At 69.5% G+C, this 25,908-nt stretch carries 31 protein-coding genes; 24 read left to right on the plus strand and 7 right to left on the minus strand.

What is annotated here, in order from left to right; genetic code table 11:
* Positions 1-47 precede the first annotated feature (47 nt).
* Positions 48-335: a DUF1416 domain-containing protein gene (locus tag ABD355_RS08405; protein WP_003991226.1), complete on the plus strand. Its 288-nt coding sequence runs from the start codon at positions 48-50 to the stop codon at positions 333-335.
* A gap of 472 nt (positions 336-807) precedes the next feature.
* Positions 808-1,071, plus strand: coding sequence for a DUF3099 domain-containing protein (locus ABD355_RS08410; protein ID WP_115907338.1), 264 nt, complete (start codon positions 808-810; stop codon positions 1,069-1,071).
* Positions 1,072-1,101: 30 nt separating this feature from the next.
* On the opposite strand, the gene ABD355_RS08415 is transcribed toward ABD355_RS08410, so the two are convergent.
* Positions 1,102-1,464: a DsrE family protein gene (locus tag ABD355_RS08415; protein ID WP_344399500.1), complete on the minus strand. Its 363-nt coding sequence runs from the start codon at positions 1,462-1,464 to the stop codon at positions 1,102-1,104.
* Between the two features lie 164 nt (positions 1,465-1,628).
* On the opposite strand from ABD355_RS08415, the gene ABD355_RS08420 reads away from it, so the two are divergent.
* From ABD355_RS08420 to ygfZ, 6 genes are all read left to right on the plus strand, one after another.
* The gene (locus ABD355_RS08420; RefSeq protein WP_344399501.1) at positions 1,629-2,339 is read left to right on the plus strand and encodes a hypothetical protein; all 711 of its coding nucleotides are present in this window, start codon (positions 1,629-1,631) and stop codon (positions 2,337-2,339) included.
* Positions 2,336-3,184, plus strand: a complete 849-nt coding sequence (locus tag ABD355_RS08425) for a hypothetical protein (RefSeq protein WP_344399502.1) — start codon at positions 2,336-2,338, stop codon at positions 3,182-3,184. The genes ABD355_RS08420 and ABD355_RS08425 overlap by 4 nt, the downstream gene beginning before the upstream one ends.
* Positions 3,181-4,104, plus strand: a complete 924-nt coding sequence (locus ABD355_RS08430) for a hypothetical protein (protein ID WP_344399503.1) — start codon at positions 3,181-3,183, stop codon at positions 4,102-4,104. The genes ABD355_RS08425 and ABD355_RS08430 overlap by 4 nt, the downstream gene beginning before the upstream one ends.
* Positions 4,105-4,355: 251 nt before the next feature.
* Entirely contained in the window at positions 4,356-4,931 is a 576-nt protein-coding gene (locus ABD355_RS08435; protein ID WP_344399504.1) for a heme-binding beta-barrel domain-containing protein, read from the plus strand.
* Between the two features lie 68 nt (positions 4,932-4,999).
* Positions 5,000-5,437 (plus strand): Fur family transcriptional regulator, encoded by a 438-nt coding sequence (locus ABD355_RS08440; protein ID WP_099929821.1) that lies wholly within the window; start codon positions 5,000-5,002, stop codon positions 5,435-5,437.
* Positions 5,438-5,447: 10 nt separating this feature from the next.
* Complete coding sequence (gene ygfZ / locus ABD355_RS08445; protein WP_344399505.1) at positions 5,448-6,413, plus strand: CAF17-like 4Fe-4S cluster assembly/insertion protein YgfZ; 966 nt, start codon at positions 5,448-5,450, stop codon at positions 6,411-6,413.
* 16 nt (positions 6,414-6,429) lie between these two features.
* Here ygfZ and dtd read toward each other — a convergent pair whose 3' ends face one another.
* Complete coding sequence (dtd, locus tag ABD355_RS08450) at positions 6,430-6,855, minus strand: D-aminoacyl-tRNA deacylase (protein WP_344399506.1); 426 nt, start codon at positions 6,853-6,855, stop codon at positions 6,430-6,432.
* Positions 6,856-7,021: 166 nt separating this feature from the next.
* Between dtd and ABD355_RS08455 the strand changes: the two genes are divergently transcribed.
* Complete coding sequence (locus ABD355_RS08455; protein WP_344399507.1) at positions 7,022-7,669, plus strand: RsiG family protein; 648 nt, start codon at positions 7,022-7,024, stop codon at positions 7,667-7,669.
* A gap of 664 nt (positions 7,670-8,333) precedes the next feature.
* Complete coding sequence (locus ABD355_RS08460; RefSeq protein ID WP_344399508.1) at positions 8,334-9,590, plus strand: GNAT family N-acetyltransferase; 1,257 nt, start codon at positions 8,334-8,336, stop codon at positions 9,588-9,590.
* Between the two features lie 258 nt (positions 9,591-9,848).
* On the opposite strand, the gene ABD355_RS08465 is transcribed toward ABD355_RS08460, so the two are convergent.
* Entirely contained in the window at positions 9,849-10,034 is a 186-nt protein-coding gene (locus ABD355_RS08465; protein WP_344399509.1) for a hypothetical protein, read from the minus strand.
* 178 nt (positions 10,035-10,212) lie between these two features.
* Here ABD355_RS08465 and ABD355_RS08470 point away from each other — a divergent pair, with 178 nt between their 5' ends.
* A complete protein-coding gene (locus tag ABD355_RS08470) occupies positions 10,213-11,112 on the plus strand; it encodes a winged helix-turn-helix domain-containing protein (protein ID WP_425585715.1) in 900 nt (299 codons plus the stop codon).
* A gap of 54 nt (positions 11,113-11,166) precedes the next feature.
* Here ABD355_RS08470 and ABD355_RS08475 read toward each other — a convergent pair whose 3' ends face one another.
* Positions 11,167-11,355, minus strand: coding sequence for a hypothetical protein (locus ABD355_RS08475; protein WP_344399511.1), 189 nt, complete (start codon positions 11,353-11,355; stop codon positions 11,167-11,169).
* Positions 11,356-11,538: 183 nt separating this feature from the next.
* Here ABD355_RS08475 and ABD355_RS08480 point away from each other — a divergent pair, with 183 nt between their 5' ends.
* Together ABD355_RS08480 and ABD355_RS08485 are read left to right on the plus strand one after the other, a co-directional pair.
* Positions 11,539-12,420 carry a winged helix-turn-helix domain-containing protein gene (locus ABD355_RS08480; RefSeq protein ID WP_344399512.1) on the plus strand — a complete coding sequence of 294 codons (882 nt, stop codon included), beginning with the start codon at positions 11,539-11,541 and terminating at the stop codon, positions 12,418-12,420.
* 29 nt (positions 12,421-12,449) lie between these two features.
* Complete coding sequence (locus tag ABD355_RS08485) at positions 12,450-13,166, plus strand: HAD family hydrolase (RefSeq protein WP_344399513.1); 717 nt, start codon at positions 12,450-12,452, stop codon at positions 13,164-13,166.
* A 12-nt stretch (positions 13,167-13,178) separates the two neighbouring features.
* Here the strand turns inward: ABD355_RS08485 and ABD355_RS08490 are convergent, their stop codons facing one another.
* A complete protein-coding gene (locus tag ABD355_RS08490) occupies positions 13,179-13,361 on the minus strand; it encodes a hypothetical protein (protein ID WP_344399514.1) in 183 nt (60 codons plus the stop codon).
* A 215-nt stretch (positions 13,362-13,576) separates the two neighbouring features.
* Here ABD355_RS08490 and ABD355_RS08495 point away from each other — a divergent pair, with 215 nt between their 5' ends.
* From ABD355_RS08495 to ABD355_RS08520, 6 genes are all read left to right on the plus strand, one after another.
* Entirely contained in the window at positions 13,577-14,446 is an 870-nt protein-coding gene (locus tag ABD355_RS08495; RefSeq protein ID WP_344399515.1) for a GntR family transcriptional regulator, read from the plus strand.
* An 89-nt stretch (positions 14,447-14,535) separates the two neighbouring features.
* Complete coding sequence (locus ABD355_RS08500; RefSeq protein ID WP_344399516.1) at positions 14,536-15,738, plus strand: aminoglycoside phosphotransferase family protein; 1,203 nt, start codon at positions 14,536-14,538, stop codon at positions 15,736-15,738.
* A gap of 14 nt (positions 15,739-15,752) precedes the next feature.
* Complete coding sequence (locus tag ABD355_RS08505) at positions 15,753-16,559, plus strand: HAD family hydrolase (protein WP_344399517.1); 807 nt, start codon at positions 15,753-15,755, stop codon at positions 16,557-16,559.
* Entirely contained in the window at positions 16,516-17,613 is a 1,098-nt protein-coding gene (locus ABD355_RS08510) for a phosphotransferase (RefSeq protein ID WP_344399518.1), read from the plus strand. Before ABD355_RS08505 ends, ABD355_RS08510 begins: the two co-directional genes overlap by 44 nt.
* Positions 17,614-17,623: 10 nt before the next feature.
* Complete coding sequence (locus ABD355_RS08515; protein ID WP_344399519.1) at positions 17,624-18,229, plus strand: TetR/AcrR family transcriptional regulator; 606 nt, start codon at positions 17,624-17,626, stop codon at positions 18,227-18,229.
* A 65-nt stretch (positions 18,230-18,294) separates the two neighbouring features.
* Complete coding sequence (locus ABD355_RS08520) at positions 18,295-20,316, plus strand: HelD family protein (protein ID WP_344399520.1); 2,022 nt, start codon at positions 18,295-18,297, stop codon at positions 20,314-20,316.
* Positions 20,317-20,352: 36 nt separating this feature from the next.
* On the opposite strand, the gene ABD355_RS08525 is transcribed toward ABD355_RS08520, so the two are convergent.
* Positions 20,353-21,210, minus strand: coding sequence for a nitroreductase/quinone reductase family protein (locus ABD355_RS08525; protein ID WP_344399521.1), 858 nt, complete (start codon positions 21,208-21,210; stop codon positions 20,353-20,355).
* Between the two features lie 165 nt (positions 21,211-21,375).
* Between ABD355_RS08525 and ABD355_RS08530 the strand changes: the two genes are divergently transcribed.
* From ABD355_RS08530 to ABD355_RS08550, 5 genes are all read left to right on the plus strand, one after another.
* Positions 21,376-21,999, plus strand: a complete 624-nt coding sequence (locus ABD355_RS08530) for an RraA family protein (protein WP_344399522.1) — start codon at positions 21,376-21,378, stop codon at positions 21,997-21,999.
* On the plus strand, positions 21,999-22,496 hold the full coding sequence (locus tag ABD355_RS08535) for an HAD domain-containing protein (protein ID WP_344399523.1): 498 nt from the start codon (positions 21,999-22,001) through the stop codon (positions 22,494-22,496). Before ABD355_RS08530 ends, ABD355_RS08535 begins: the two co-directional genes overlap by 1 nt.
* A 121-nt stretch (positions 22,497-22,617) precedes the next feature.
* The gene (locus ABD355_RS08540; RefSeq protein ID WP_344399525.1) at positions 22,618-23,244 is read left to right on the plus strand and encodes a helix-turn-helix domain-containing protein; all 627 of its coding nucleotides are present in this window, start codon (positions 22,618-22,620) and stop codon (positions 23,242-23,244) included.
* A 68-nt stretch (positions 23,245-23,312) separates the two neighbouring features.
* Positions 23,313-23,969, plus strand: coding sequence for a hypothetical protein (locus ABD355_RS08545; protein ID WP_344399526.1), 657 nt, complete (start codon positions 23,313-23,315; stop codon positions 23,967-23,969).
* 131 nt (positions 23,970-24,100) lie between these two features.
* The gene (locus tag ABD355_RS08550; protein WP_344399527.1) at positions 24,101-24,433 is read left to right on the plus strand and encodes a DUF2516 family protein; all 333 of its coding nucleotides are present in this window, start codon (positions 24,101-24,103) and stop codon (positions 24,431-24,433) included.
* A 74-nt stretch (positions 24,434-24,507) separates the two neighbouring features.
* Here the strand turns inward: ABD355_RS08550 and ABD355_RS08555 are convergent, their stop codons facing one another.
* Complete coding sequence (locus tag ABD355_RS08555; protein WP_344399528.1) at positions 24,508-25,818, minus strand: PP2C family protein-serine/threonine phosphatase; 1,311 nt, start codon at positions 25,816-25,818, stop codon at positions 24,508-24,510.
* Positions 25,819-25,908 lie beyond the last annotated feature (90 nt).

A 25,908-nucleotide genomic window follows, 5' to 3' on the forward strand; every position in this document is an offset into this window, starting at 1 on the left:
AAATCCCGACCGGCCTTCCTCCGGTCAGACCCCTCTTGGAGAAAGACATGTGTGGAGCGAAGGCCGGCGGCCCGGACGCCTCGACGATCAAGCCCGGCGAGACCACCATCCAGGGCCAGGTGACGAAGGACGGCGAGCCCGTCGTCGGCTACGTCCGCCTGCTGGACTCGACCGGTGAGTTCACCGCGGAGGTCCCCACCTCCGCCACGGGGCAGTTCCGCTTCTACGCCGCCGAGGGCACCTGGACCGTCCGCGCCCTCGTCCCCGGCGCCACCGCGGACCGCACGGTCGTCGCCCAGCAGGGCGGCCTCGCGGAGGTCGCGATCGCCGTCTGACGGCACCGGCACGAACGAAGGGCCGTACCTGTTGTGGTACGGCCCTTCGGCGTGCCCGGTTCTACCCGGGAAGCGTGCTGGCACGTCGGCGTCACGGTCCCTCCCTGGTGCGTACCTCGTACCGCTTCGCGGGCTTCGGAGCGCTGCGCCGTCGTGACATCAGTCGCTCCGCGACGAGCGTCCGGCGGCCTTCGGCGGCGGGCCCGTGCCGTTGGGGGTGTGAGGACTCGGCGTCGGGCGCCGAACCGGCGGGCCCGGTTCTATCCGGGAAGCGTGCTGGCACGTCGGCGTCACGGTCTCTCCCTGGTGCGTACCTCGTACCGGTTCGTGGGCTTGGGAGCGCTGCGCCGTCGTGACATCAGTCGCTCCGCGACGGGCGTCCGGCGGCCTTCGGCGGCGGGCCCGTGCCGTTGCGGGGGTGTGAGGACTCGGCGTCGGCGCCGAACCGGCGGGCCCGGCCTACGCTGGAAGCATGCTGGCACGTCGGCGTCACGTCTATTTCGCCATGATGGGCACCTGCATCACGCTGTTCGTCCTGGCCTGGGGAGTCGTACGCATCTGGTCGGTCCCGGTGGCGGTCGGGATGTGCGTGGTGGCGATGGTGATCCCCCCGGTCGCCGCCATGGTCGCCAACCGCCGGGGTCCGGACGACCGCTGGTGGGACGATCCGTCCGGCGATCCGAAGTCCGACGAATGGTGGGACGAGCTGGACGGCAAGAAGCGCCCGAGGTCCTAGCCGCTCGGTGGGCCGGCTTCGTGGACCGTCTCAGTAGACGAGAGCCTGCGTCTCGTCCCCCAGGGCCTCCTGGACGAACACCTGTGCCCCCGCGATCCGTACGCCCTCGATGACGTCCTTCTCCGTGATGTCCCGGCGGGCCGCGCACTGGGTGCACAGGGTGACCTGGCCGGCGGCGAGGATCGCGTCGAGCAGGTCGGGCAGCGGGGCCGCGTGCGGGAGTTCGAACTCGGCGGCGCGGCCCGGCAGGGCGAACCAGGCGGACTCGCCGGTCAGCCACAGGGAGACGTCGACTCCGCTGGCCACGGCCACCGCCGCCACCGTGAACGCCTGCGAGCACCGCTCGGGCGCATCGGCACCCGCCGTCACCTTGATCACGAGCTTCTTCGCCATGGCCGAATCGTAATCAACGCCCCTACAACCAGCAGTGCCGGCCATGGGTCTCCTGTGAGCGCGCGTACGGAATGCGCGCTTCAAGTTTGTGGGGGGACGTGTTGGAAGTACCCGAAGAGGTGGTCGAAGCGCCGGTTGCGGAGGTTGCACCGGATGCGCCCGCCGTGCCAGGCCGCCGCGGCCGCACCGCTCTGCTGATCGTCGGCGCCGCACTCCTCGGCGTGGTCGCGGGCACCTGCACCGGCTATCTGATCCAGGCCGACCGCAGCCCGACGGCCCTGCCACCGCTGTCCCAGCCGAAGCTGGCCCAGGCGACGGGCAAGGCGCCCGAACCGCTGTCCGCCGCCCAGGACCGACAGGTGAAGACCGAGGGTGACCTGCGCAAGCTGCTGCTGAAGAAGCCGGGCGGCGCGAAGACGGCGGCCTGGCTGGGCGGTGGCGACGGCTGGATGGACCTGACCGAGTACGCCGAGGACTTCGAGAAGCCCGGCACCATGTTCGGCAACCTCGTCCGCGACGAGTTCCGCCGCGCGGCCGTCACCGGCTGGGAGACCGACGGCAGACAGACGGTGGAGATCCGGCTGGTCCAGTTCCGCCAGCAGGAGTCCCTGGAGGCCGCCGACTCCAGCGACAACAGCCAGTACTGGGCGGAGAGGAAGTCCGGCACCGACAGCTGGTCCGTCCCCGGGACGGGGAGCGGTATGGCGTACGTCCACAACCGTCCGGACACCAAGGCCGGCTATGTGCCGCTGTACAGCGCGGAGGCCCACGCCTACCGCGGTGACATCGCCATGGAGGTCTGGATCTACGACACCAAGCCGATCACCAAGGCCCGGATCATGGACCTGGCCGAGCGGCAGATGGAGCGGCTGTGAGCGAGAACGTCAACGAGCCGGTCGGACAGGTGCCGGTCGAGCCGGTACAGCCGGTCGAGCCCACCGCCGCTTCCGCGCAGCCCGCCGCCCCCGCCGGAAAGCCCCGCCGTCGCGGCCGTATCGTCGCCGTCACTGGGTCCGCCCTGCTCGCCGTGGCAGTGGCCGCCGGCGTCGGCTACACCGTCGTCACCGTGAACGGCGCCGATCGCGACGCCGGTGCGGCCGTCTGGAAGTTCCCGAAGCAGAAGAGCGCCGACGGCGAGAGGAAAGCCCCCGCCAAGGGGCTCTCCGGGATGCTCCTGACCTACACCGACGGCTGGAAGCGCGGCCCCGACCTCGGCGACTTCGCCGCCGACACCGAGCTCAGCGGTGCCCAGGCCACCGCCCTGCGCAAGGAGTCGCTGCGGAACCTGCCGCGCACCCAGCGCAGACAGCTGGAGAAGCTGATCGACAAGCAGCACATCGAGGGCATGGCGATGCGCAGCTACGTCAAGGGGGCCGGCAGCGAGTTCTTCTCGGACACCGCCGTCGCCGTGAACATCCAGCTGTCCCAGATGAAGAACAGGGCCGCCGTCCGGAACATCTCGGCGTCCCAGAACGAGTTCCTCGACAGGCTCGACGTCTTCCGCAAGGGCCCGAAGATCGAGGGCTACAAGGACGCCGCGTGCTTCCTGCCGCCCAAGGACTCCGGTGAGGACCTGGAGGCGATGTTCTGCTCCGCCTACCGGGGAAACGTGCTGGTCACCCTCACCGCGGACGGGGTCAAGCCGTTCGACTCCAAGGGGATCGCGCAGCTCCTGAAGGACCAGCTCGACCGCATCGCCGAGCCCGGAGAGGCCGTATGACCGAGCAGAGCGAGCCCACAGTGCAGAGCGAGCCCACAGTGCAGAGCGAGCCCACAGTGCAGAGCGAGCCCACAGTGCAGAGCGAGCCGCAGGCCGTCGTGGTCCCACCGCACGAGCCACCGGCCCCGGACGAGGACCCGGCCCCCGCCCCGGCGAAGAAGAACCGCCGCCTCCTGCACGCGGCCCTGCGCTGGACCGCCGCCGTCGTGGTGTTCGCGGCGGCCGGTGCGGGGACGGCGTACGGCATCACGGCGATGAAGCGGACCGACGTACCGGGACTGGCGACGCAGTCGGACGGGCGCTGGGACTACCCGACGCTCGTCAGGCCGCCGCTGCCCTCCGGCAGTCCGGGGCCCTTCGCCGAGGACAACACGGTCGGTGCCCACTACGCCGACCTGCGTGAACTCGTGCTGCCCGCACCCCAGGGAGCGGTACAGGACCGGAAGCTGCGCGGCAAGGACGGCTGGCTGGCGGCGAAGGACTTCCTGGCCGAATTCGCGCCGGGGTCCGCCCGCGACGACCTGCGGCAGGAGTTCGTCGACCGTGGTCTGCGGCACATCGCGGCCCGCGGCTGGACCACTCCGGACGGCACGCGCACCCGCGTCTACCTGCTGCAGTTCGGCACGGCGGAGGTCGTCGACGATCTGTTCTCCCACGAGGCCCCGATCGACGGCCCCCGACAGCAGCTGCGCGGCACGGACGGCTCCGTCTTCGACACGGACTTCCCGGCCGAGGCCCACGACCACAACGTCGAGTACTCCGTCTACCTCGAGAAGAGGCCGCACGGCGCCGAGCAGACCCGGCAGGGATACCTCTCCGCCGGTGACGTCCTCGCGGTGATCCTGCAGTCCAGGAAGGGCGCGGCGAAGGCCGTACCGTTCCGGCAGACGGTGGCCCTGCAGAGCGAGCTGCTCGGCTGACGTCCGCCCGAGTCCCGCTTGGGCGTACCTCACAAGGAGTGCCGGGCCCCGGCCGCGTAAGCTGGGGCCCGGCCTTTGTGTACTGCCCACCCTCAGCTCATCAAGGAGCACCCCGTGCTTGAGGCATTCTTCGAAGCCCTGCTGATCCTGGTCTGCGTCGGCGTCCTCGCCTTCGCCGGGCTGACCGTGAAGAAGCTGTACCAGGGCCAGCGCTGACCCCCATCAAGGTCCCCTCAAGGAACTGCCGACCCATGATCGAGATCCCGTCCGACCTCCACAAGGACCTCGTCCCCCTCGCCTTCCTGCTCGGCAGCTGGGCGGGCGCGGGCGTGCACGACTTCCCCGGTGCCGAGAAGTGCAACTTCGGGCAGGAGGTCACCTTCAGCCATGACGGCCGGGACTTCCTGGAGTACCAGTCCCGCACCTGGGTGCTGGACAACGACGGCAACAAGGTCCGCCCGCTGGAGTCCGAGCACGGCTTCTGGCGCATCGACGCCGACCGCAAGGTCGAGGTGACGATGGTCCGCGACGACGGCGTCGTCGAGATCTGGTACGGCGAGATGGCCGACAAGAAGCCGCAGATCGACCTGGTCACGGACGCGGTGGCCCGGACGGCCGCCTCCGGCCCGTACAGCGGCGGCAAGCGCCTGTACGGCTACGTCAAGAGCGACCTCATGTGGGTCGGCGAGAAGCAGACCCCCGAGGTCGAGCTGCGCCCCTACATGTCGGCGCACCTGAAGAAGGTCGTCACCCCGGAGGACGTCGAGCGCTGGGCCAAGGCCCTGCCGGACGACATGCCGGACGACGGCATCGCGTTCTTCAAGTAGTCCGACCGCGGTCCGGTCGCGTTTTTCAGGTAGTTCTGACAAGTACAAGTAGTTCTAGACTCTTCGGTGTGGTGAGCACCGACTGGAAGAGCGACCTCAGGCAGCGCGGCTACCGGCTGACGCCGCAGCGGCAACTCGTGCTCGAAGCCGTGGACGCCCTGGAGCACGCGACCCCCGACGACATCCTCACGGAAGTGAAGAAGACGGCGTCGGGGGTCAACATTTCCACCGTCTACCGGACACTGGAGCTGCTGGAGGAGCTGGGCCTTGTCAGCCACGCCCACCTCGGGCACGGGGCGCCGACGTACCACCTCGCGGACCGTCACCACCACATCCACCTGGTCTGCCGGGACTGCCAGAACGTGATCGAGGCCGATGTGTCGGTGGCCGCCGAGTTCACCGCGAAGCTGCGGCGGGAGTTCGGCTTCGAGACGGACATGAAGCACTTCGCGATCTTCGGCAGATGCCGGGACTGTTCGCTGAAGAGTTCAACTACCGAGTCGTAGGCTTGTGCATATGAAGAGCCCCCTCCTGTCCCTGCCCGGCGCCGTCCCCGCCGAGGGCGTGGACGAAGGCGTCGCCGCCCACTACGGCGAACTGTTCCGCGAGCAGCGCGCCCTCGCCGACGGCACCGGCTTCGTCGACCTCTCGCACCGCGGGGTCGTCACGGTCACCGGCGAGGACCGTCTGAGCTGGCTGCATCTGCTCCTCACCCAGCACGTCAGCGACCTCCCGGCCGGCCAGGCCACCGAGGCGCTGATCCTGTCCGCGCACGGGCACATCGAGCATGCGCTGTATCTGGTCGACGACGGCGAGACGGTCTGGGCGCATGTCGAGCCGGGGACCCAGGACGCACTGATCGCGTACCTGGAGTCGATGAAGTTCTTCTACAAGGTCGAAGTCGCCGACCGGACGGCCGAGTTCGCGGTCGTGCACCTGCCGGCCGGTTCGATCGCGGAGGTGCCGGAGGGCGTAGCCGTACGCGAGACGCCGTACGGCCGCGACCTGTTCCTCCCGCGCACGGACCTCGAGTCGTACGCGGAGAAGGCCGGCCCGCCCGCCGGGATCCTGGCCTACGAGGCGCTGCGCGTCGAACACCACCGCCCGCGGCTGGGCTTCGAGACCGACCATCGCACCATCCCGCACGAGCTGGGCTGGATCGGTACGGCGGTGCATCTGCAGAAGGGCTGCTACCGGGGCCAGGAGACGGTGGCGCGGGTGCAGAACCTGGGGAAGCCGCCGCGCCGCCTGGTCTTCCTGCACCTGGACGGCAGCGAGGTCCACCTCCCCACGCCCGGCACGGAGCTCCGCCTCGCGGACGAGGACCCCGACGGCCGCAAGATCGGCTTCATCACGACCTCCGTACGCCACCACGAGCTGGGCCCGGTCGCACTGGCCCTGGTGAAGCGGAACGTTCCGGTGGACGCGCCGCTGGTGGCGGGGGACACGGCGGCGGCTCAGGAGACGGTCGTGGAACCGTAGACGCCGTGGCCGGGCGCTAGATCTCCACGAGCACGGTGAAGGGTCCGTCGTTGGTCAGCGAGACCCGCATCCGTGCGCCGAAGCGCCCGGTCTCGACCGTCGCGCCGAGGGCCCGCAGCTGGGCGACGACCTCATCGACGAGGGGCTCGGCGACATCGCCGGGGGCGGCCGCGTTCCAGGTGGGGCGACGCCCCTTGCGGGCGTCCCCGTAGAGCGTGAACTGGCTGATGACCAGCAGCGGCGCATCGACGTCACTGCAGGACCTCTCGTCCTGCAGCATGCGGATCGACCAGAGCTTGCGGGCGAGTTGGGCGGCCTTCTCCTTGGTGTCCTCGTGCGTCACCCCGACGAGGACGCACAGTCCCTCACCGATGATCTCCCCGACCGTCTCGCCGTCGACGACGACGCTCGCGCCGTCCACTCTCTGCACCACTGCACGCATGAACCCATCATGCCGTGCGCCCGGAACCAGGTCCGAGGGGCTTCGGAGGGCTTCTTATTGATCCTTAACCCCCCATCTGGGGCCGATCGGGGGCACTCGGTCACATAGCGGCCACTTGGGGTGGCACGATGCTTCCACACGCCGGTCGAGGGGACGGTTGAGGCACATGAGCACACCGAGTATTGGGCAGCCTCCTGGGGCAGTCTCGCTGATTCGTACGGGGGAGCGAACGCCGATGCGTCCGCCCACGCAGCGGACAGACAGCCCGGACAGCGCGACCGGCGGGGACGGCGGCGAAGGCCCGGGCGGCCAGCAACTGCCCGCGGGGCCACCCGAGCACGACCTGGCCGTGCTGAGCTTGCCCGAACTGCGCACCCTGCGCCGGGACACCCAGCGCGAGGAGGCCGACCTCAGCTATGTACGGCGGCTGCTGCAGGGCCGTATCGACATCCTGCGGGCGGAACTGGCCCGCCGCTCCCCGGCGGGGGCGGGCTCCGTGGTCGAACGGCTCCCGGAGATCCTCACGGACGCCCCGGCCCGTCACCGCTCCTCCGCCCGCCATGTGACGCTCGGGACGCCGTACAACGAGGAGTACGGCCGACTGGCCGCGGACATGCTCGCCGAGGTCGAACTCTCCGACCTGGCCGCCCGCACGGACCTGGAACTGAACACGGCAATGAGCCGACTGGTCCGCTACGAACAGCAGGTCTCCCTGAGACGCCAGCGCCTCCAACGCACAACGGACGACTGCAGCGGCGAAATCACCCGCCGCTACCGCGAGGGAGAGGCCCAGGTCGACGACCTGCTCACCTGACCCCTGGTCCCCCGTCGGGCGAACAGCGGGGGGCCCGTCATGGTGCCGGGCTGTGCTCTCCAGCCAGTTTCCCCGCCCACCCACGGGCGGTGTCCGTCGTAGCGCCGGCCCGCGCCTTCCAGCCCGGTCCGGCGTTTGAGGCCGGGCGAGGGCCGTCTCTGAGTGCGGGCGCGCGCCTTCCAGCCCGGTCCGGTGTTTGAGGATGGGCGAGGGCTGGCTCTGAGTGTGGGCTCGTGTCTCTCAGCTTGTCCGGTGTTTGAGGACGAGGCGAGGCCCGCTTCTGAGTGTGGGCTCGTGTCTCTCAGCTTGTCCGGTGTTTGAGGACGAGGCGAGGCCCGCTTCTGAGTGCGGGCTCGTGTCTCTCAGCTTGTCCGGCGTTTGAGGCCGGACGAGGGCCGGCTCTGAGTACGGGCCCGTGTTTTTCAGCCCGTCCGGCGTTTGAGGACGAGGCCGTTCAGGCCGATCGGGGTCCGGGGCGGAGCCCCGAAACGGGGTGCAGGGGCGGAGCCCCGCGAGGGGTGCAGGGGACGCGGTCCCCCGGGGTGCAGGGGCGGAGCCCCTGGTGGGGGCGAAGGGGCGGAGCCCCTGGGACGGGACGGGTAGGGGCGGCGGGGGCGAGGAAAATCCACGCGACACCACCCCACGCTGCACCTACCGTGATCCCATGACCCAGGCGCACCCCGACATCGACGTCCGCCCGATCACCGAGCCCGAATTCCCCGAGTGGCTCCGCGCCGTAAAAGTCGGGTTCGTACAGCAGCCCCAGGTCGGCGAACCCGAACTCGAAGCCCGCCGCCCCCAGTTCGAGCCGAACCGATACCTCGGCGCCTTCGACGGCACCCGCTGCGTAGCGACCTTCCGCTCCTTCGAGCAGCAGGTCACCGCAGTAGGCGGCACCCCCGTCCCCGCCAACGCCATCTCCGCGGTCACCGTCACCGCCACCCACCGCCGCCGCGGCCTCCTCACCCGCATGATGAACCGGGACCTCGCGGCCGCGAAGGAGCGCGGCGACCTCGTGGCCACGCTCATCGCCGCCGAGTACCCGATCTACGGCCGCTACGGCTTCGGCCCCGCCACCACGACCGTCGAGTGGACTGTGGACGTCCCGCGCACAGGCCTCGACCCCCGCTGGTCCGGCCCGGCCGACGGCGGCCGTATCGACCTCGTGGACCCCGAGGAGGTACGCAAACTCGGCCCCGAACTCCACGACCGCGTCCGCCGCACCACCCCCGGCGCCGTCACCCGAGGCGACCGCTGGTGGCAGCAGCACACCGGCGAGGTGCGGGTCGACCCGAAGTGGACCGAGCCGTTCTTCGCCGTGTACCGCGCAGCGGACGGCGAGGTCGAGGGCCTGGTCGCCTACGAGGTCGACGACAAGTGGGGCGACGCCAAGCAGCCGCTGGACACGGCGACCGTACGGAGCCTGATCGCGGCGACCCCCGCCGCCGAGCGCGCCCTGTGGAGCTATCTGTGCTCCATCGACTGGGTCACCCAGGTCAAGAGCGGCCAACGGGCCCCGGACGACCTGCTCCCCCTCCTCTTCCCGGACCCGAGGGCCGCCCGTATCACTTCGCAGGCCGACTGGCTGTGGGTGCGGATCCTGGATGTCGTACGGGCGCTGGAGTCGCGGACGTACGAGGGTTCGGGCTCCCTGGTGCTGGAGGTCGCCGACGCCGCCGGCCTGGCGGGCGGCCGCTACCGGCTGGAGGCGTCGGCGCAGGGTGCGTCCTGCACACCGAGCACGGAGAGCGCCGAACTCACCCTGGGAGTCGCCGAGTTGGGGCGGCTGTGGCTGGGCGACGAGTCGGTCGTGCGGCTCGCGGCGCTGGGCCGGGTGCAGGAAGAACGAGCGGGCGCCGCCCGAGTGGCCGACGCCCTGCTGCGTACGTCCAGGCGGCCTTGGTGCCCGGACATGTTCTGAGCCCCCTTCCTTCCGACGACGACTGACGACTCATCCGTAGCTGTGCTCTTCAGTTGTGACTGTGCTGGTGGAGCTGTTCGGTTGTGACTGTGCTGGTGGAGCTGTTCAGTTGTGGCTGTACTGGTGGAGCTGTTCGGTTGTCGGTGTTCAGTTGTGGCTGTGCGCTTGGTGCTGACTGGCCGGGCTCCCGGCTCCCCTCCGGAAGGGAGCCCGGTCAGCCGGATCCTGGGTCGGCGAACCCGTCGGGCCCGCCGGGGCTCAGCCGGACTGGGCGAGCAGCATCACGAGGATGACCGCTCCGATGCCGCTGATCGTGGTGTTCCTGGCCTTGAGTCCGATGGACAGGGCGGCGAAGGCGACGATGCCCATCGGCCCGTACTTCCACTGGACGAGGTTCTCGAATCCGACGGCGAGAGCGGCGGCAGCGAGGGCGACTAGCGGCATGGCGGTCCCTCCTTCGGGACGGGGAGGCGGACCCCTGGTTGCGGCCAACCCTCATGAAGTTTGACCATGTTGTTGAAGTTGGTGACCAACTTCTCTGTACTTATCTCCGCTTGGAAGCGGCTTATAACCACCTTCCCTGGAACTGCCAGAAGATGGCGGGAAGTTGTAGTGTTTGGTCGTGGACCCGGATACCGCTTCCGTCAACGGGCGGAAGAGACCACAAAAGACACATCGCGAAGTGGCCGACGCACTGCGTGCCCGGATCAGGAGCGGGGAGCTGCGGCCGGGACAGCGCATGCCCACGCAGGCCAGGCTGGCGGACGAGTTCGGCGTCGAGCGGGGTGCGGTACGTCAGGCGCTGCGCATCCTGCAGTCCGAGCATCTGCTGACGAATGTCTCCAAGGGCAGCCCGGCGACCGTCGCCCCCGGCCCGGGTCCGGACAGGGCTTTCGGTGGTCCTGGAGCTCCGCCGCTGCCCACCATGGTGGCGCTGGCCCCTCGCATAGCGACCGCGTTCGCAGAGCCTCATGTCGAGATCGACGCTCTCTGCCTCACATCGATCTCCCTCACGCTCGCCATGGGCGAACCGCTGCGCCGCATCCATGCCGGGGAACTGAAACCGGCCAAGATCGACGTTCGCCTCCTGCTGCCGAGCCGCGACATCGACCTCGCCTTCCCGACCCCGGTGGACCCGTCCGCCGACGGCCGGCTGCAGCGCCGCTGGCTGGCCCAGCGCAACGCCCAGGGCCAGGTGCTCCAGCACAACCTGCTGGCCCTGCGCGCCACGCACGGCATCGATGTGAACATCACCTTCCGCGCCCTGCCGTTCACCCCGCCCGTGAAGCTGTACCTGCTCAACGGCATGGAGGCGCTCTTCGCGTACTACACGCTCACGCGACGCGAGGAGGAGATCGACCACGAGCACCTGGAGATGTACGACGCCGAGGGCACCCAGTCCATGCTGTTCGCCTTCGAACAGGGCGCAGGCCTGCGCGACACCACCTTCGTCGAGCAGTCACACCTGTGGTTCAACGCACTGTGGGAGACGATCAGTTCGGAGCTTGTGCTCACGAGCTGACGTCTCCCACAGCGACTGAGGCAGCGGCCGACCGGGCCGCAGGTCGCCTTCCGCTCATAGAGCGGGCCCCGCGACCAGCAGGGCGAGCACGACGGCCCCGATGGAACTGACGGCCGGGTTCTTCGCCTTGATGCCTATGGTGAGCAGCAGCAGACCGATGATGCCGGTGGCACCGTACTTCCACTGAACGGTCTGCTCGATGCCGACGACGAAGACGGCGGAGAGGAGGGCGAGGACGGGCATGGTGGTTCCCCCTTCGGGCTTCGCGGGCGGGACGGTGCGTGGGGGTGAGACGGATCCAAGGAAGCAAAACTTCCGCCAACTGGAAAAAGTTGGCAACCAACTCCAACTAAGTTATCCCCACTTGGTACCTACTTATAAACAAGTCTCAAACAACTCCCGGTAGATGGATCCGAGTTGTAGCGTTTGGTCGTGACCCAGGAGAACGTGGCAGTGAACGGCAGCAGAAGGCTCTCGCCCCAGGAGATCGCCGACATCCTGCGGGAACGGATCAACAACGGCGACCTCAAGGCCGGAGACCGCCTGCCCACCCAGGCCGAACTGGCAGACGAGTTCGGCGTGGAACGCGGCGCGGTCCGCCAGGCCCTGCGCGCCCTGCAGCAAGACGGGTTGCTCAGCAACGTCAGCAAGGGAAGCCCACCACGCATCGCGGAGCCGCCGGCACCCGTCCACGGGGAACCGCAGCCGACGATGGTGGGGCTGGCGCCGCGGCTGAGCGAGGCGTTCTCGGCGCAGCGGGTCCGCGTCGATGTGGTGTGCCACACGTCCGAGACGCTGCTGCTGGCCCTCAGCGAGCCGCTTCGCATGATCCACGAAGGCCGCATACGGCCCGAGTCGATCACCTTCCGTGTCCTGCTGCCGAGCCGCGACATCAATCTCGCCTTTCCCGTGCTGGTCGAAGGCAGCGACGAGGACGACATGGTCCACCAGCGATGGCTCTCGATGCGCGACGCGCAGGCGCAGGTGCTCCGCCACAACCTGCACGCCATCCGGTCCACGCACGGCATCGACGTGCGGGTCACCTTCCGCGCGCTTCCCTTCACGCCTCCGGTGAAGCTGTACATGCTCAACGGCGAGGAGGCGCTGATCGGCTACTACATCCCCACCAAGCGGGCGGAGGAGTGGCAGAGCCAGACCCTGGAGATGTACGACGCCCTCGGCTCCGCGTCCGTCCTCTTCTCCTTCGTCAAACGGGCCGGGCAGCGGGACGAGGCGTTCGTGGCGGAATCCCAGAAGTGGTTCGACGCCCTCTGGGAAACCATCACGACGGACCTGACACTCTCCTAGTGACTTCTGATACGACGCAGACTGAGCACGTGGCCGCGGCGACCGAAAGGGACACGGACAGACTCCGGGAGCTGATCGCCCGAGCACGGATCGTGCTGTGGGACTTCGACGGACCGATCTGCCAACTGTTCGCGGGGGACTCGGCGGAGCGCGTCGCCCTCGATCTGGTGGACTGGCTCGAGGCCCAAGGTCTGCACGGTCTGTTGACGGAGGACGAACTGAAGTCCCTCGACTCGCACCGCGTACTGCGCGCCCTGGCTCGCAGGCACCCCGGCAGCGACCTGGTCTCGGAGTTGGAGAAACGTCTCACCCGGAAGGAACTCGAGGCGACCGAAACCGCGATGCCGACGGCGTACGCCGACCCGTTGATACGGACCTGGAAGGCGCTCGGCTCCCGCCTGGCCATCGCCACCAACAACTCGCCGAGCGTCGCGCGCCGATACCTGCACAGCCGCGGCCTGCTGGAATGCTTCGCCCCCCACATCTACGGGCGCACCGAGGAGCTCAGCCTGCTCAAGCCCGACCCGCACTGCCTCAATCGCGCACTGCAGGCGATGGGCGCGGCTCCGACGTCCGCGCTCATGATCGGTGACACGCCCTCGGACCTGGCGGCCGCGCGGAGCGCAGATGTTCCCTTCCTCGGCTACGCGCGTAACGACGAGAAGGCTGCGCTGCTGCGAGAAGCGGGCGCCCAAGTTGTGGTGAGCTCGCTCGAGCCGTTGCTGAAGGAACTGCGCGGCCGCTGATCCGGCCATGGCTCAGCTCGGGATCATCAGCAGGAGCAGCATGACGGCGCCCACGGAGGCGCACGTCGAGTTGCGGGCCTTCAGGCCGAGCCCCAGCAGGAGCAGGGCAACGATCCCGACAGGTCCGTAACGCCACTGCACGAGCTGCTCGGCGCCCATGCTCAGTATCGCCAGGCCTATCTCCGCTATGGGCATCTCCGTCTCCGTCCCCCTGAGGTGTCGTCAACCTTCCTGCCAATTGGACTGGTTGACTCAGATTGGTAGTGCCCTGTCGGTCAGATCATCTAACTTCCGGTCCAATAGGGGGAGTTGTTTGGCTGGAAGTGGTGTGTTCCTTGGGCGATGCCGGTAGGTTCGGATCTGTGGCTACCTCAGGACGTACCGAAGGCGGAGGCAGGGAATCCACGCGTGTGGAGACCGCGCTCCGCGAGATGCTGTCGAGCGGGACCCTCAAGGTGAACCAGTCGCTGCCCACGCAGCGGCAGTTGGCCGAGGAGTACGGGGTCAGTCGCGACACCGTGCAGCGCGTCCTGAGCAAGCTCACGGAGGAGGGCTGGATCGCCTCTCGGCAGGGGAGCCGGATGTGGGTGGTCAGGCTGCCGGCAGTCGACCGGGCCGAGCAGCGGCCCGCCGTGCAGGGCAGGGTCTCCCTGCGGCCCTTGATCGACCGGGCCTTCGAGCAGGCGGAGGTCTCCCTCGATGTCTTCAGTCTGACCTGCGAGACCCTCCTGCAGCACCTCAGGAACCAGGCGGAGCGGGTGTTGGAGGGGGGGATCGCCCCGCAGCGGGTGCGCATCCGCATGCTGCTGCCGTGGGAGCAGGAGCCTCTGCCCTACCCCCGGGCCAAGGACCCCGGCGACCTTCGGGTGTGGGAGCGCTGGCGGGACATGGTGCAGCTGAACCTCGGCGAGCTGAGGAGGCTGGGCGAGGGGCTGCACCGCGAGGGTGTGGACATCCGGATCGAAATCCGCCGGATCCCCGCCGCGCCCCAGTTCAAGCTGTATGTGCTCAACGATTCCGAGATGCTGATCGGTCCCTATGAGGTGGTCGAACGTAAGATCCCGGTCAAGGACGGCGATCGCTTCGTCGAAGTCGACTCACTCGATGTCCTCGGCTTCGGCTCGATCCTGTCGTACCACCGTTTGGAGGACGACGAGAAAAGTCACGACTCGATCTTCTTTTCGGGCTGGAAGGATTGGTTCGGATCGATCTGGGACAGCGGGACGGTCGCCCGGCTTCGATCCGAAGAGGATCCCGCTGAATCATCCGTAGAAACTTAGGAGGCCCGTTGCGTACGGAGAGTGATCGGAGGCTGTCCAGATAGTGACACGCGCTGTAGACACTCGGAAGCTGCACTACTCTCTGCGAAATGTTGCCCCCTCTGCCCCGCAGAGCGCACCAGTCACTGGTACGTGCCCTTGCGGAGGCGCGGCGCCGCAGCCCCGACGGGGAGGTGGTTTCCGGCCATCACAACCAGAACGTCATTGTTCGTCTGAGGCAGCCCCTGGCGTTTCTCCTCGGTGTGCCGTCGGGGCGGGAACTGGCCAAGTTCCGCACTCCCTACGCCTCGGTCGAGGTGGTGCCCCGGATCTGGCGGTCCGAGTCGGAGGTGCTGCGCGTGGTGGGCAACCGCGTGACCGACGTACCCAGATGTCTGGCGGACTTCGGGGACTGGTCGGTGCACGGCTACCTGCCCGGACAGGCGCTGTCGGAGCAGATCCCCAAGGGGCCGATCGGTGAGCTGCGGATCGGGCAACTCGCGGAGTTCTTCGCCCGGTTGGCCGAGGTGCCGCGGAGCGAACTGCCGCCGCTTCCGGAGGATTGGCCCGAGGACAGGGACACCCGCGGCTTCCTCGGCTGGCTCGCCCATTTCACTGAGACCAGAGTGGACCAGCCCAATAGGAGGCGTTTCGGCAGCCTTTTCGAGGCCGTCGGGATTCCGCAGGACGCGATGGGGCGCTTCATGAAGCGTGTCCCCGACATGGAACAGCGGCCTTTCACTCTGCTCCACACCGATCTCCATCGGGCCAATGTGGTGATCATGCCAGGCGTCGAAGGACAGCGTCTGGCGGTCATCGACTGGGAACTCGCCCTGTACGGCGATCCGCTCCACGACCTGGCGACCCACCTGGTCCGCATGGACTACGTCGACGACGAGCGGGAGCAGATGATCCGCGCGTGGACGGCGGCGATGAAACGTACCGGCCATGGTGACATGACCGCCGGCATGGACAAGGACCTCGGCGTCTACATCGACTTCGAGTACGCCCAGTCCGTCTTCCCCGACGTGATGCGTGCGGCGCTGTCCCTGCCGGAGCACCCGGACGAGAGCGCCCTGCTGCGCGCGGCCGGGCAGGTGCGCCGGGCGATGGAGCGGGCACGCGAGCCGCTGTCCCTGCCCCGGCTGCCGGGTGAGGGCGAGGTGGCCCTGGCGTTGCTGGCGTGGCGGGCCGCCGACACGGGCCGGGGGATGGACCGGCCGGACGAGGGGAAGGGTGCCGGAGAAACGGCAGGTCCCCTCGACGTCGACCACGACCACCCGGGATCGCTCTACGCGGGGCAGGCTCAGTAACGGTTGGGAGCGGCATGGCTTTTGAACGGGACGACATCGTCGGCGCACGGGAACTCCTGAAGAGTGCAGCGCCCGCTGAGGGCCCGTCGGGCCGGCGTTGCGTCCTGTTCGACTTCGACGGCCCGATCTGCCGACTGTTCCCGGACGACAGCTCCATGCGGGTGGCCGACGAACTGCGGAAAACCATCGCAGCCGCCCGCCTGACGCATGTCCTCACCGCGTATGAACGCACGCACAAGGACCCGCACGTGGTACTGCGCGCCGTACACCGGGCCGGTCGGGAAAGGCATCTCGAGAACATCACGGGGCTGGTACGGACGCTTGAGGCCCAGGTGACCAAGGGTGAACTGGAGGCGGTTCCCGACGCGTTGCCCACCGAGCACGCGGACGAGTTGATCCGCCGCCTGACCGAACGGGGCTTCAGCCTCGCCGTTGTCACGAACAACTCGCCGCTGGCGGCAGACAGATACCTGCGCTCGAGGAAGCTGGAGGACTGCTTCGACACCGTTCAGGGCCGCACCGCAGACCCCGACCTGATGAAACCGGACCCTGATGTGCTGCACAGGGCTCTGAAAATCCTGGGCGTCGCTCCCAAGGACGCGGTGATGGTCGGGGACACTCCGACCGACTTCCAGGCCGCGGTACGGGCGGGCGGAATCGCTTTCATCGGATACGGGCGCAATGAGGAGAAGCGGGCGCGATTGCGGGACGCGCAGGCGAAGCCCGTGATCGGGTCGTATGCTCCGTTGCTCGAAGAGGCACGGGAGAGTGGTGCCGGTGAGTCCGCAAACCGTTTCACGGGCGAGGCTGCACGCCGTTGAGATATCGGGTGATGCGCCGGTGGTCGAGGGGCCGCTGAGCGGCTATCACCACGATACGTATGTCTTTCCGCTGCCCGGCCTCGAGGGCGAGCCCGGCAGGCGCTGGAAGTGCCGCGAGCCACGGTCGAGCCTCGTCTGGTTCGACCGTCGGTGCTTCGTATCGGAGGAGCAACTGCTCCGAGCCTTGGCCGGACGGCTGCAGCGGATCCCTGAAGTGTTGGATGTCGGCGGCATCGGCCTTCAGGCGTTCATCGAGGGGGAGACCCTGCAGGCGCTGCACCCGACGGGGCGTCCGGTTCCGTCCGTGTTTGAAAACCAACTCCTCGCCGTGTTCGGCCAACTGGCCGCCATATCCCCGCAGTCGATCACTGTCGGGCGTCGCTGTGACGAGCGGGACCGGCCCAAGGACGGTGACACCGACGGGTTCCTTGAACGGCTGATCGATTTTGTCGAGTGTCAGGTGTACCAAAACAACCTCGACGCCTTCGAAGGCCTTTTTCGCGAACTCGGGATCGATGGCTTCGCATTCAGTCGCGTGCGCAAGATGGTTTCCGGTCTGTCCTCCCGCCCGTTCTCTCTGCTCCATGGAGATCTGCACCGCAAGAACCTGATAGTCGACCCGCAACAGCGGCTGTGGGTGATCGACTGGGAGCTGGCCATGTTGGGCGACCCGTTGTATGACCTGGCGACCCATTTGTATCTGATGCGGTATCCCCGCCATCAGCAGGAGCGGGTGGTGCATCGCTGGGTGCGGACCGTCGAGGCCGTGCGGCCGGGTTCATCGACCGGATGGCAGCAGGATCTTCCGCGCATCCTGGCCTTCAAGCGAGGCCAGTCCGTCTTCACCGACATCATCCGGGTGTCGTTGTCCCTGTCCGGCGGGGGGTCCTTCAGCTGGAGGGCTCTGCGCCAGGCCGTCGTGGAGCTTCAGAAGGTCCTGGGCGCGGCAGTCGAGCCGCTTGCGCTGGAGCGGGTGCCGAGTCGGTCCCATATCGCGGCGGCGCTCCTGCGATGGCACCGTACGCGGGTCGGTGACGCATCCGGCCCTGCGTAGTCTCGATGCCATGACCGAGCCCGGCCTGCGTGAGCGCAAGAAGCAGCGGATGTATCAGGACGTCTCCGAAACCGCCATCCGCCTGTTCCTGGAGAAGGGATTCGACGCCGTCTCCGTCGCCGAGGTCGCCGCAGCCGCCGGGATCTCCAAACCGACCCTCTTCCGGTACTTCCCGGCCAAGGAGGATCTCGTCCTGCACCGGATCGCCGATCACGAGGGGGAGGCGGCCCGGGTCGCGACCGAGGGGCCCACGCCGCTTGCCGCGCTGCGGCGGCATTTTCTCGACGGGCTGGAGCGGGGTGATCCGGTCACCGGGCTGAACGACCATCCCGCGGTGCTCGCTTTCCACGCTCTGCTGTACGGGACCCCCGCCCTGGTCGCCCGCGCCTACGCCCACCTCGAACGGTCCGAGGCCGCGCTCGCCGAAGTCCTCGGCGGTGGGCTGGAGGCGCGGCTCGCCGCCGGGCAGATCGTTGCCGTACAGCGGATTCTCGCGATGGAGAACTGGCGGCGGATCGCCGAGGGGGAGCGGGTGGAGGACGTACGGGCGCATGCCGTCGCCGCGGCGGAGCGGGCGTTCGGGGTGCTGGCGGCCGCGTTCCCGCATCTCGCCTGAGGAGCAAGCGACTGAGACTCGGTTAAATATTTAACTCGGTTGCGTTAATTGGGTAGTCTCGTGTCATGACGTCAGCCGATCCCGCCCCGCCCGCCCTGAGAGAGTCCCTTCGCCGCGAGCGTGCCCATCACGATCGCTGCCGCAGCGCCCTGGCCGCCATGGTCGACGGTGCCCAGGAGCAGGTCGTCACCGGCGAGGACGTCTCCGCCTCCGGTGCCGACGCGGAAGTGCTCGGGTACCGGCTGCGCAGTCGGGCGAAGGAGATGCGCGAGCTGCCCGAAGGGCCGTTGTTCTTCGGGCGGCTGGACACCGCCGAGCAGTCACTGCACATCGGGCGGCTGCGGATCAGCGAGGACGTCGCCGCCCCGCCGCTGGTCGTCGACTGGCGGGCGCCCGTCTCCCGCGCCTTCTACCAGGCGAGCGCCGGCGACCCACAGGGCGTTGCGGTCCGCCGCCGGTTCGGCTGGGCCCCGTACAGCCGCGGGGACTCCGCCGACCTCACCGGTCTGGAGGACGAGCACCTCGACCGCGGCGAGTCCCGGGCCAGCGACATCGTCGCCCGGGAGATCGAACGGCCCCGCGTCGGCCCCATGCGGGACATCGCGGCGACCATCCAGCCCGAGCAGGACGATCTCGTACGAGGAGATCTGGGCGTTTCCGTGTGCGTGCAGGGCGCTCCCGGCACCGGCAAGACCGCCGTCGGGCTGCACCGGGCCGCTTATCTCCTCTACACCCATCCGCAGCGCATGAAGCGCGGCGGACTGCTCATCCTCGGGCCCAACCGGACCTTCCTCTCCTACATCTCCCAGGTGCTTCCGGCCCTCGGCGAGACGGGCGTACGGCAGTCGACCCTCCAGGAGGTGATCGGCGTGCACCCGGTCAGGGGGACCGACAGCGAGCGGGCCGCCGTGGTCAAGCACGACGCCCGGATGGCGGAGGTGCTGCGCCGGGCGCTGTACGCGCGTGTCTCCGGTGAAGGGGTCGAGCCCCTTTCCGTGGACGACGGTTCGTACCGGTGGCGGGTGGGGGCCGGCGAACTCGTGCGGATCGTCGAGGGCGTACGGCGCGAGGATCCGCCGTACGGGATCGGGCGTGAGCGGGTGCGGATGCGGGTCGTGCGGTGCATTCAGGAGCAGGCCGAGCGGCGGGCCGGGCCGCAGTCGAACGCCTGGGTGCAGAGGATCTCGCGGGCGCGGGCGGTCAAGGCGTATGTCGACGCCGTGTGGCCACGGGTGCGGCCCGAGGAGGTCGTTGCCCACCTACTCGTGGACGGACAGGTCTTGGCTGCCGCCGCCGACGGGCTGCTGGACGACGACGAGCAGCGGGCACTGCTGTGGGCCAAGCCTCCGCGGTCGTGGAAGTCGGCCCGCTGGTCGGCCGCCGACCTGGTGCTCCTCGACGAGGTGGCCGGGCTCGTCGGGCATCCCGAGGGGTACGGCCATGTCGTCGTCGACGAGGCGCAGGACCTCTCCCCCATGGAGTGCCGGGCCATCGCGCGGCGCGCGCCGTTCGGGTCGCTCACCGTGCTCGGCGATCTGGCACAGGGGACCACGCCCTGGGCGGCGCGCTCCTGGGACACGGTCCTGCGGCACCTGGGGAAACCGGACGCGGCCGTGGTGCCGCTGACCACCGGGTTCCGGGTGCCCCGGGCCGTCGTCGCACTCGCCAACCGGCTGCTGGAGCGGCTGGACGTCGATGTTCCGGCGGGGCGGTCCCTGCGCAGGGACGGCGAGCTGAGGGTGCGGGAGGCGGGGGCCGATCTGCCGGGTGCGGTCGTGGACGCCGTACGCGATGCGCTCGGTCATGAGGGATCGGTCGGGGTCGTGGCCGCCGACGCCGATGTGGAGCGGGTGACCCAGGCGCTCGGCGCGGCCGGGATCAGGTCTGCCGGACCGGAGGAGCTGGGCGCCCGCGTGACCGTCGTACCGGCGGCGCTCGTCAAGGGACTGGAGTACGACCATGTCGTCGCCGTCGAGCCCGCGGCGATCGCGGAGGCGGAGGCGCGCGGGCTGCACCGGCTGTATGTCGTGCTGACCCGGGCGGTCTCGCGGCTGGAGGTGGTGCACGGGCGGCCGCTGCCGTTCTAGCCCGGCGGGCCGAGGCCGGCAGCGGCCGCCCGCGGGTCAGGCCGGGGCGTCGAGGAGGGGGATCAACTCCTGCTCCTCGTACGTCAGATGGGCTTCGAGGTCGAGGGTGAGGCGCTCGACCTCGGCACGGGCCGCGGCCGGGTCCTTGTCGGCCAGCGCGCGGCGCAGCTCCGCCACCAGGACGGCGATCTGCTCGTGCTCCTCGCTCAGGCGCTTGAGAACGGGGCTCGCTTCGGGGCGGCGGTCGGCGAGGAACGGGAACATCATCGTGTCCTCGCCGGTGTGGTGGTTGTGCAGCCCCTGGCAGAAGGTCAGACAGTTGACGCGCAGCTGGGCGCCGAGGGTGCCGTCGCCTGCCGCCAACTCCTTGCGGATCAGGGAGAGTTCACGGCGGAAGGCGTCGTGCACCACCTTGATCGCCTCGCCCGGCGAGGAGGCGTTGATCTTCCCGGGGCCCCCGTCGGTGATCGCGTGCAGGGCGACCACCGGGAGGACCCGCTCGGTCTTCCGCTGGTACTCCGCCCAGCCGGGGTCGGCCTCCACCGCCCGCGCCCAGGCCTGTTCCCGCTCCTGGCCGGCCAGTACGACGGCCTCGGCCTCGTATGTGAACACACCGCTCTCCACGGTGACCCGGGGGTGGGCGAGGAGGTTGTGGTACCAGTCCGGGTGCTTGGGGGAGCCGGCCGCGGAGGCGATGACCAGGACGCGTTCCCCGCCGTCGGGGAAGTAGGCGACGGGATTGGTGTGCGGGGTGCCGGTGCGGGCGCCGGTGGTGGTCAGCAGGAGCAGCCGGCCGCCCTCGAAGGGGCCGCCGACACGGCCGTGGTGGGCGCGGAACTCGTCGATGACCTGCTGATTGAAGTCGATGAACTTCTTGTTGTCGTCGTCGGGCATTCTCTTCTTTCTCTGCAGCTGGTGTCTTCCGAAGGATTCGAAGGCGGCGCAGAGAAAGGGGCGGGCTTCGCGCCCGCCCTGGCCTCACTCAGAGGCCGGGCACCCAACTCGCTCACGGCACAAGGCCGACCCGGCAGTCATGCACCGGACGATAACGTCCGAGGTATGACTGACGCCACCGAGTTCCGGGCCGTTCCCACCACCGCCCTCGCCGACCTCCTGGGCCGCGGACAGGTCATGGACATCGGGATCCGTCCTCTGTGGGGGCCGCACGGGCGGGTGGCGGGACCGGCCTTCACCGTCAGCTGCCCGCCCGGCGACAACCTGATGCTGCACGCCGCCATCCACCGCGCCGAGCCCGGATCGGTCGTCGTCGTGGAGTCCGGCGACCTGGACTGGGCGCTCGCGGGCGGCAACGTCTGCGCCGTCGCCCAGCGGCGCGGCGTCGCCGCCTTCGTGCTGGACGGGCTGATCCGCGACCTCGCCGAGGTGCGTCAGGCACGGTTCCCGGTGTTCGCCCGCGGTGTCATCCCGATCCCGGGCGCCAAGTCGGTCGTACGGCCGCTGGGCGAGCCGGTGACGTGCGGTGGCGTACGCGTCGAGGCGGGCGACATCGTCGTGGCCGACGAGGAGGGCGTCGTCTCCGTGCCCGCCGCCCGTGGTGCCGAGGTGCTCACGGCCGCCCGGGCCAAGCTCGCGAAGGAGGCCGGTGAGTCGCTGGACGCGTGGGAGGCGGCGCACCGGGCGCGCATCGACAAGATCCTGGCGGAGCGGGGTTTCGAGGGCTGATGCTGCTCTTCCTCGACATCGACGGGACGCTGATCCCGGTCGGCTCGGCGCACCCGTACCCGTCGTACGAGCCGCGCTTTCCGCTGCCGCGGGCGGCGGTCGCCGGGCAGCCGCTGCTGAAACGCATCGACCCCGCCCTCGGCGCGCGACTCGTGGCGCTGGACTGCGAGCTGGTGTGGGCGACGACCTGGCTGGACGACGCGAACGTCTGCGTCGCGCCCTGGCTCGGCCTGCCCCCGCTGCCCTCGGTGGACTGGCCGGACGAGGACGAGCCGGCGACGCCGCTGCACTGGAAGACCCGGCCCCTGGTGGCCCGGGCGGACGGCCGGCCCTTCATCTGGGTCGACGACGAGATCACCCCCGCCGACCGTGCCTGGGTCGCCGCACACCATCCGGCCCCCGCCCTGCTGCACCGGGTCGACCACCGGTACGGGCTCACCGACGCGGACTTCGCCGTACTGGAGGAGTGGCTCAGGGACCGTCGCGCCGGGCGCTGACGCTCGGGGCGCCTGGCGTGAGAGCGTCCGGCCCCGGGCCGATGCACCCTCCCGAGTGGCATGGCGCACTATTGCAAGCGGCTGCTTGCAATAGTTAGCGAGGATGGTGCAAGGTGGAGGCATGGCATCGCTCAACGTCGGCAATCTCGGCGAATACCTGCGCGAGCAGCGGCGCACCGCGCAGCTGTCGCTCAGGCAGCTCGCCGACGCCGCCGGGGTGTCCAATCCGTATCTGAGCCAGATCGAGCGCGGGCTGCGCAAGCCGAGCGCGGAGGTGCTGCAGCAGGTCGCCAAGGCGCTGCGGATCTCCGCCGAGACGCTGTACGTCCGCGCCGGCATTCTCGACGCCGAGCGGGACCGGGACGAGGTGGAGACGCGTGCCGTCATCCTCGCCGATCCCACGCTGAACGAGCGGCAGAAGCAGGTGCTGCTCCAGATCTACGAGTCCTTCCGCAAGGAGAACGGGTTCGGGATCGCCGGCGCGGCGGACGAGGTGACCGAGGTGCCCCCGGACGCGGGCGCGGTGGTCCTGTCCGCCGAGCCCGGCCAGGGCGCCACGGACGCCCGGGACGTTGAGGACACCGACGCTGCGATACGCCGCCCCCGCGAGGAGGACGGCGAGCAGACCGGTGAGCGCCGTACCCGCAAGACCCGCACGGCCGGCGGACGCAGGTCCGCCACGCGCCGCCCCCGCACGTCCGACGGCAACGATGCCGAACCGCACGACCCGCAGCGGCCCACCGGTTGAGCAGACCGGCCACGCTGCCCGCGGCCACCAAAACCCTCAGCTGCAAGCGACCCGGGAGGACCATCACCATGGCCATCACCGACGACCTCCGCAAGACCCTCAGCGACCCGACGCCGCTCTACTTCGCCGCCGGCACCGCCGACCTGGCCCTTCAGCAGGCCAAGAAGGTGCCCGGCCTCGTGGAGCAGCTGCGCGCCGAGGCCCCGGCCCGTTTCGAGGCCGTCCGCACCACCGACCCGAAGGCCGTCCAGGAGAAGGCCCAGGCCCGCGCCAAGGAGGCCGGTGCCAAGGTCAAGGAGACCCAGGAGAACCTCCAGGCCAAGGTCACCGAGTTCCTGGCGACCCTCGACGGTGACATCAAGAAGCTCGGCTCCACCATCGACGCCGACCTGAAGAAGCTCGGCGAGTCGGCCCAGGACCTCGCGCTGCGCGGTGTCGGCGTCGCCGCCGAGTACGCCGTGAAGGCCCGGGAGACCTACGAGAAGGTCGCCGAGCACGGTGAGCAGGCCGTGAAGACCTGGCGCGGCGAGGCGGCCGAGGAGATCGAGGACCTCGCCATCGCCGTCGAGCCGAAGGCCGAGCCGGCCGCGGTCAAGGAAGACGCCGCCAAGCCGGCCGAGGCCACGGCCACCCCCGCTCCGGCGAAGAAGCCCGCCGCCGCCAAGAAGGCGCCGGCCCGCAAGACCACCACCACCGCGAAGAAGACGACGCCGCCCGCGAAGTAACACGGACGGGTGATCGGTAACGGGTCGGGCACTCCTGGAGCGCCCGGCCCGTTGTGCGGGTAGCCGGTGTTCGGGAACGGGTACGGTGACCGCGTAGGGACAAGCCGAGTCGGGTGGTGGACGTAGTGCTGATGCAGGGATTCGCAGGGTTGATGTGGCTGCTGAGCATGGCCCTGATCCTTTTCAGCGGCTTCGCGCTGATCGACGCGGCCATCCGCCGCGAGGACGGCTATCGCGCAGTCGGCAAGCAGACCAAGCCGTTCTGGCTGATCATCCTCGCCATCGCCTTCGTGGTGAACCTCATCTTCCCGATCCTGTCGTTCCTGCCCGCCATAGGCCTGGTGGCCAGCATCGTCTACATGGTCGACGTCCGCCCGGCCCTCCGCGGCCTCGCAGGCGGCGGCCGCAACCACAGGGGCTCCAGCAGCGACGGCCCTTACGGCCCGTACAACGGCGGCCGCTGAAGTGCCCCTTCAGGGGCGCGAGGCTGTATTCATCTGCGGCTCCGCCGCGGGGCGCGACCAGCCACGTTTGCCGCTCAAGCCCCCCGGTCCAGCAGCAGCACTGCAACATCATCCGTCAGCTCGCCCCCATTGAGCTCACGAACCTCATTCACGGCAGCCCGAAGCAACGCCTCGCCCCGCAACCCCTCGGCCAACTGCCGTCGAACCATCTCCACCATCCCGTCCTGCCCCAGCCGCTCAAGCCGCCCCTCCCCGGCCCGGCCCTCGATCAGCCCGTCGGTGTAGAGCATCAGGCTCCACTCCCGCCCCAGCTCCACCTGCATCCGAGGCCACCGCGCCCCCGGCAGCAGCCCGAGGGCAGGCCCGTTGTTGTCGTACGGCAGCAGCTTCGCCGTCCGCCCCGGCCGGGCGATCAGCGGTGACGGATGCCCGGCCAGACACAGCCCGGCCCGCCGCTCGTCCGGCGAGATGTCCACCGTGCAGAGCGTCGCGAAGATCTCGTCGTCGGACCGCTCGTGCTCCAGCACCTGCTGCAGCGTCCCGAGCAGTTCGTCACCGCACAGCCCCGCCAGGGTGAGCGCCCGCCAGGCGATCCGCAGCTCCACGCCGAGCGCCGCCTCGTCCGGGCCGTGCCCGCAGACGTCGCCGATCATGGCGTGCACGGTGCCGTCCGGCGTCCGTACGACGTCGTAGAAGTCACCCCCGAGCAGCGCCCGCGACCGCCCCGGCCGGTACCGCGCGGCGAACCGCAGCGACGAGCCCTCCAGCAGCGGCGTAGGGAGCAGCCCCCGCTCCAGGCGCCGGTTCTCCTGCGCCCGCACCCGGCCCTCGGCGAGCCGCCGCTCGGCCGTGTCGGAACGTTTCCGCTCCACGGCGTAGCGGATCGCCCGGCTCAGCAGTCGGCCGTCCAGTTCGTCCCGGAAAAGGTAGTCCTGGGCGCCGACCCGTACCGCCTCGGCGGCGCGCTCGGCGTCGCCGGACGCGGTGAGCGCGAGGACGGCGTGCCGGGGCGCGAGCTCCAGTACGTGCTTGAGCACGGCGAGCTCGTCGTCGTCATCGCTGCGGCCGGGGGCCGGCAGCGCGAGGTCCAGCAGGATGCAGTGGACGTCGTCGGTCAGCAGCCGCGCGGCCTCGGTGAGGTTGCGGGCGGCGCGGACGCGGATCGGACGGCCGGCCGAGTCCTGCAGCTCGGGTATGACGGTGGAGCCGCCGGGATCGTCCTCGATCAGCAGCAGCGTCAGGTTCGTGGTGGTGGCGGCGTTCTTGTCGACCGTGGCTTCCTTGCGCGGGGTCTGATCCGTGGAGGTGCCGCCTTGTTGCGCGGCCTGCGCCTGACCACTCTCCGCGGCCGGGATCGCTCGCTGCCGCGGTATGGGTACGGGCATCGTGTTGAGTTCCTTCCCTCCCCCCGAGGGCAGGTGGAGCGAGAGATCTCGATCCACCGACGGGGACCATAGCGGGTGCCGGCGCGGTAA

The organism is Streptomyces longisporus (genome assembly GCF_039532765.1).
Lineage (GTDB): Bacteria > Actinomycetota > Actinomycetes > Streptomycetales > Streptomycetaceae > Streptomyces > Streptomyces longisporus.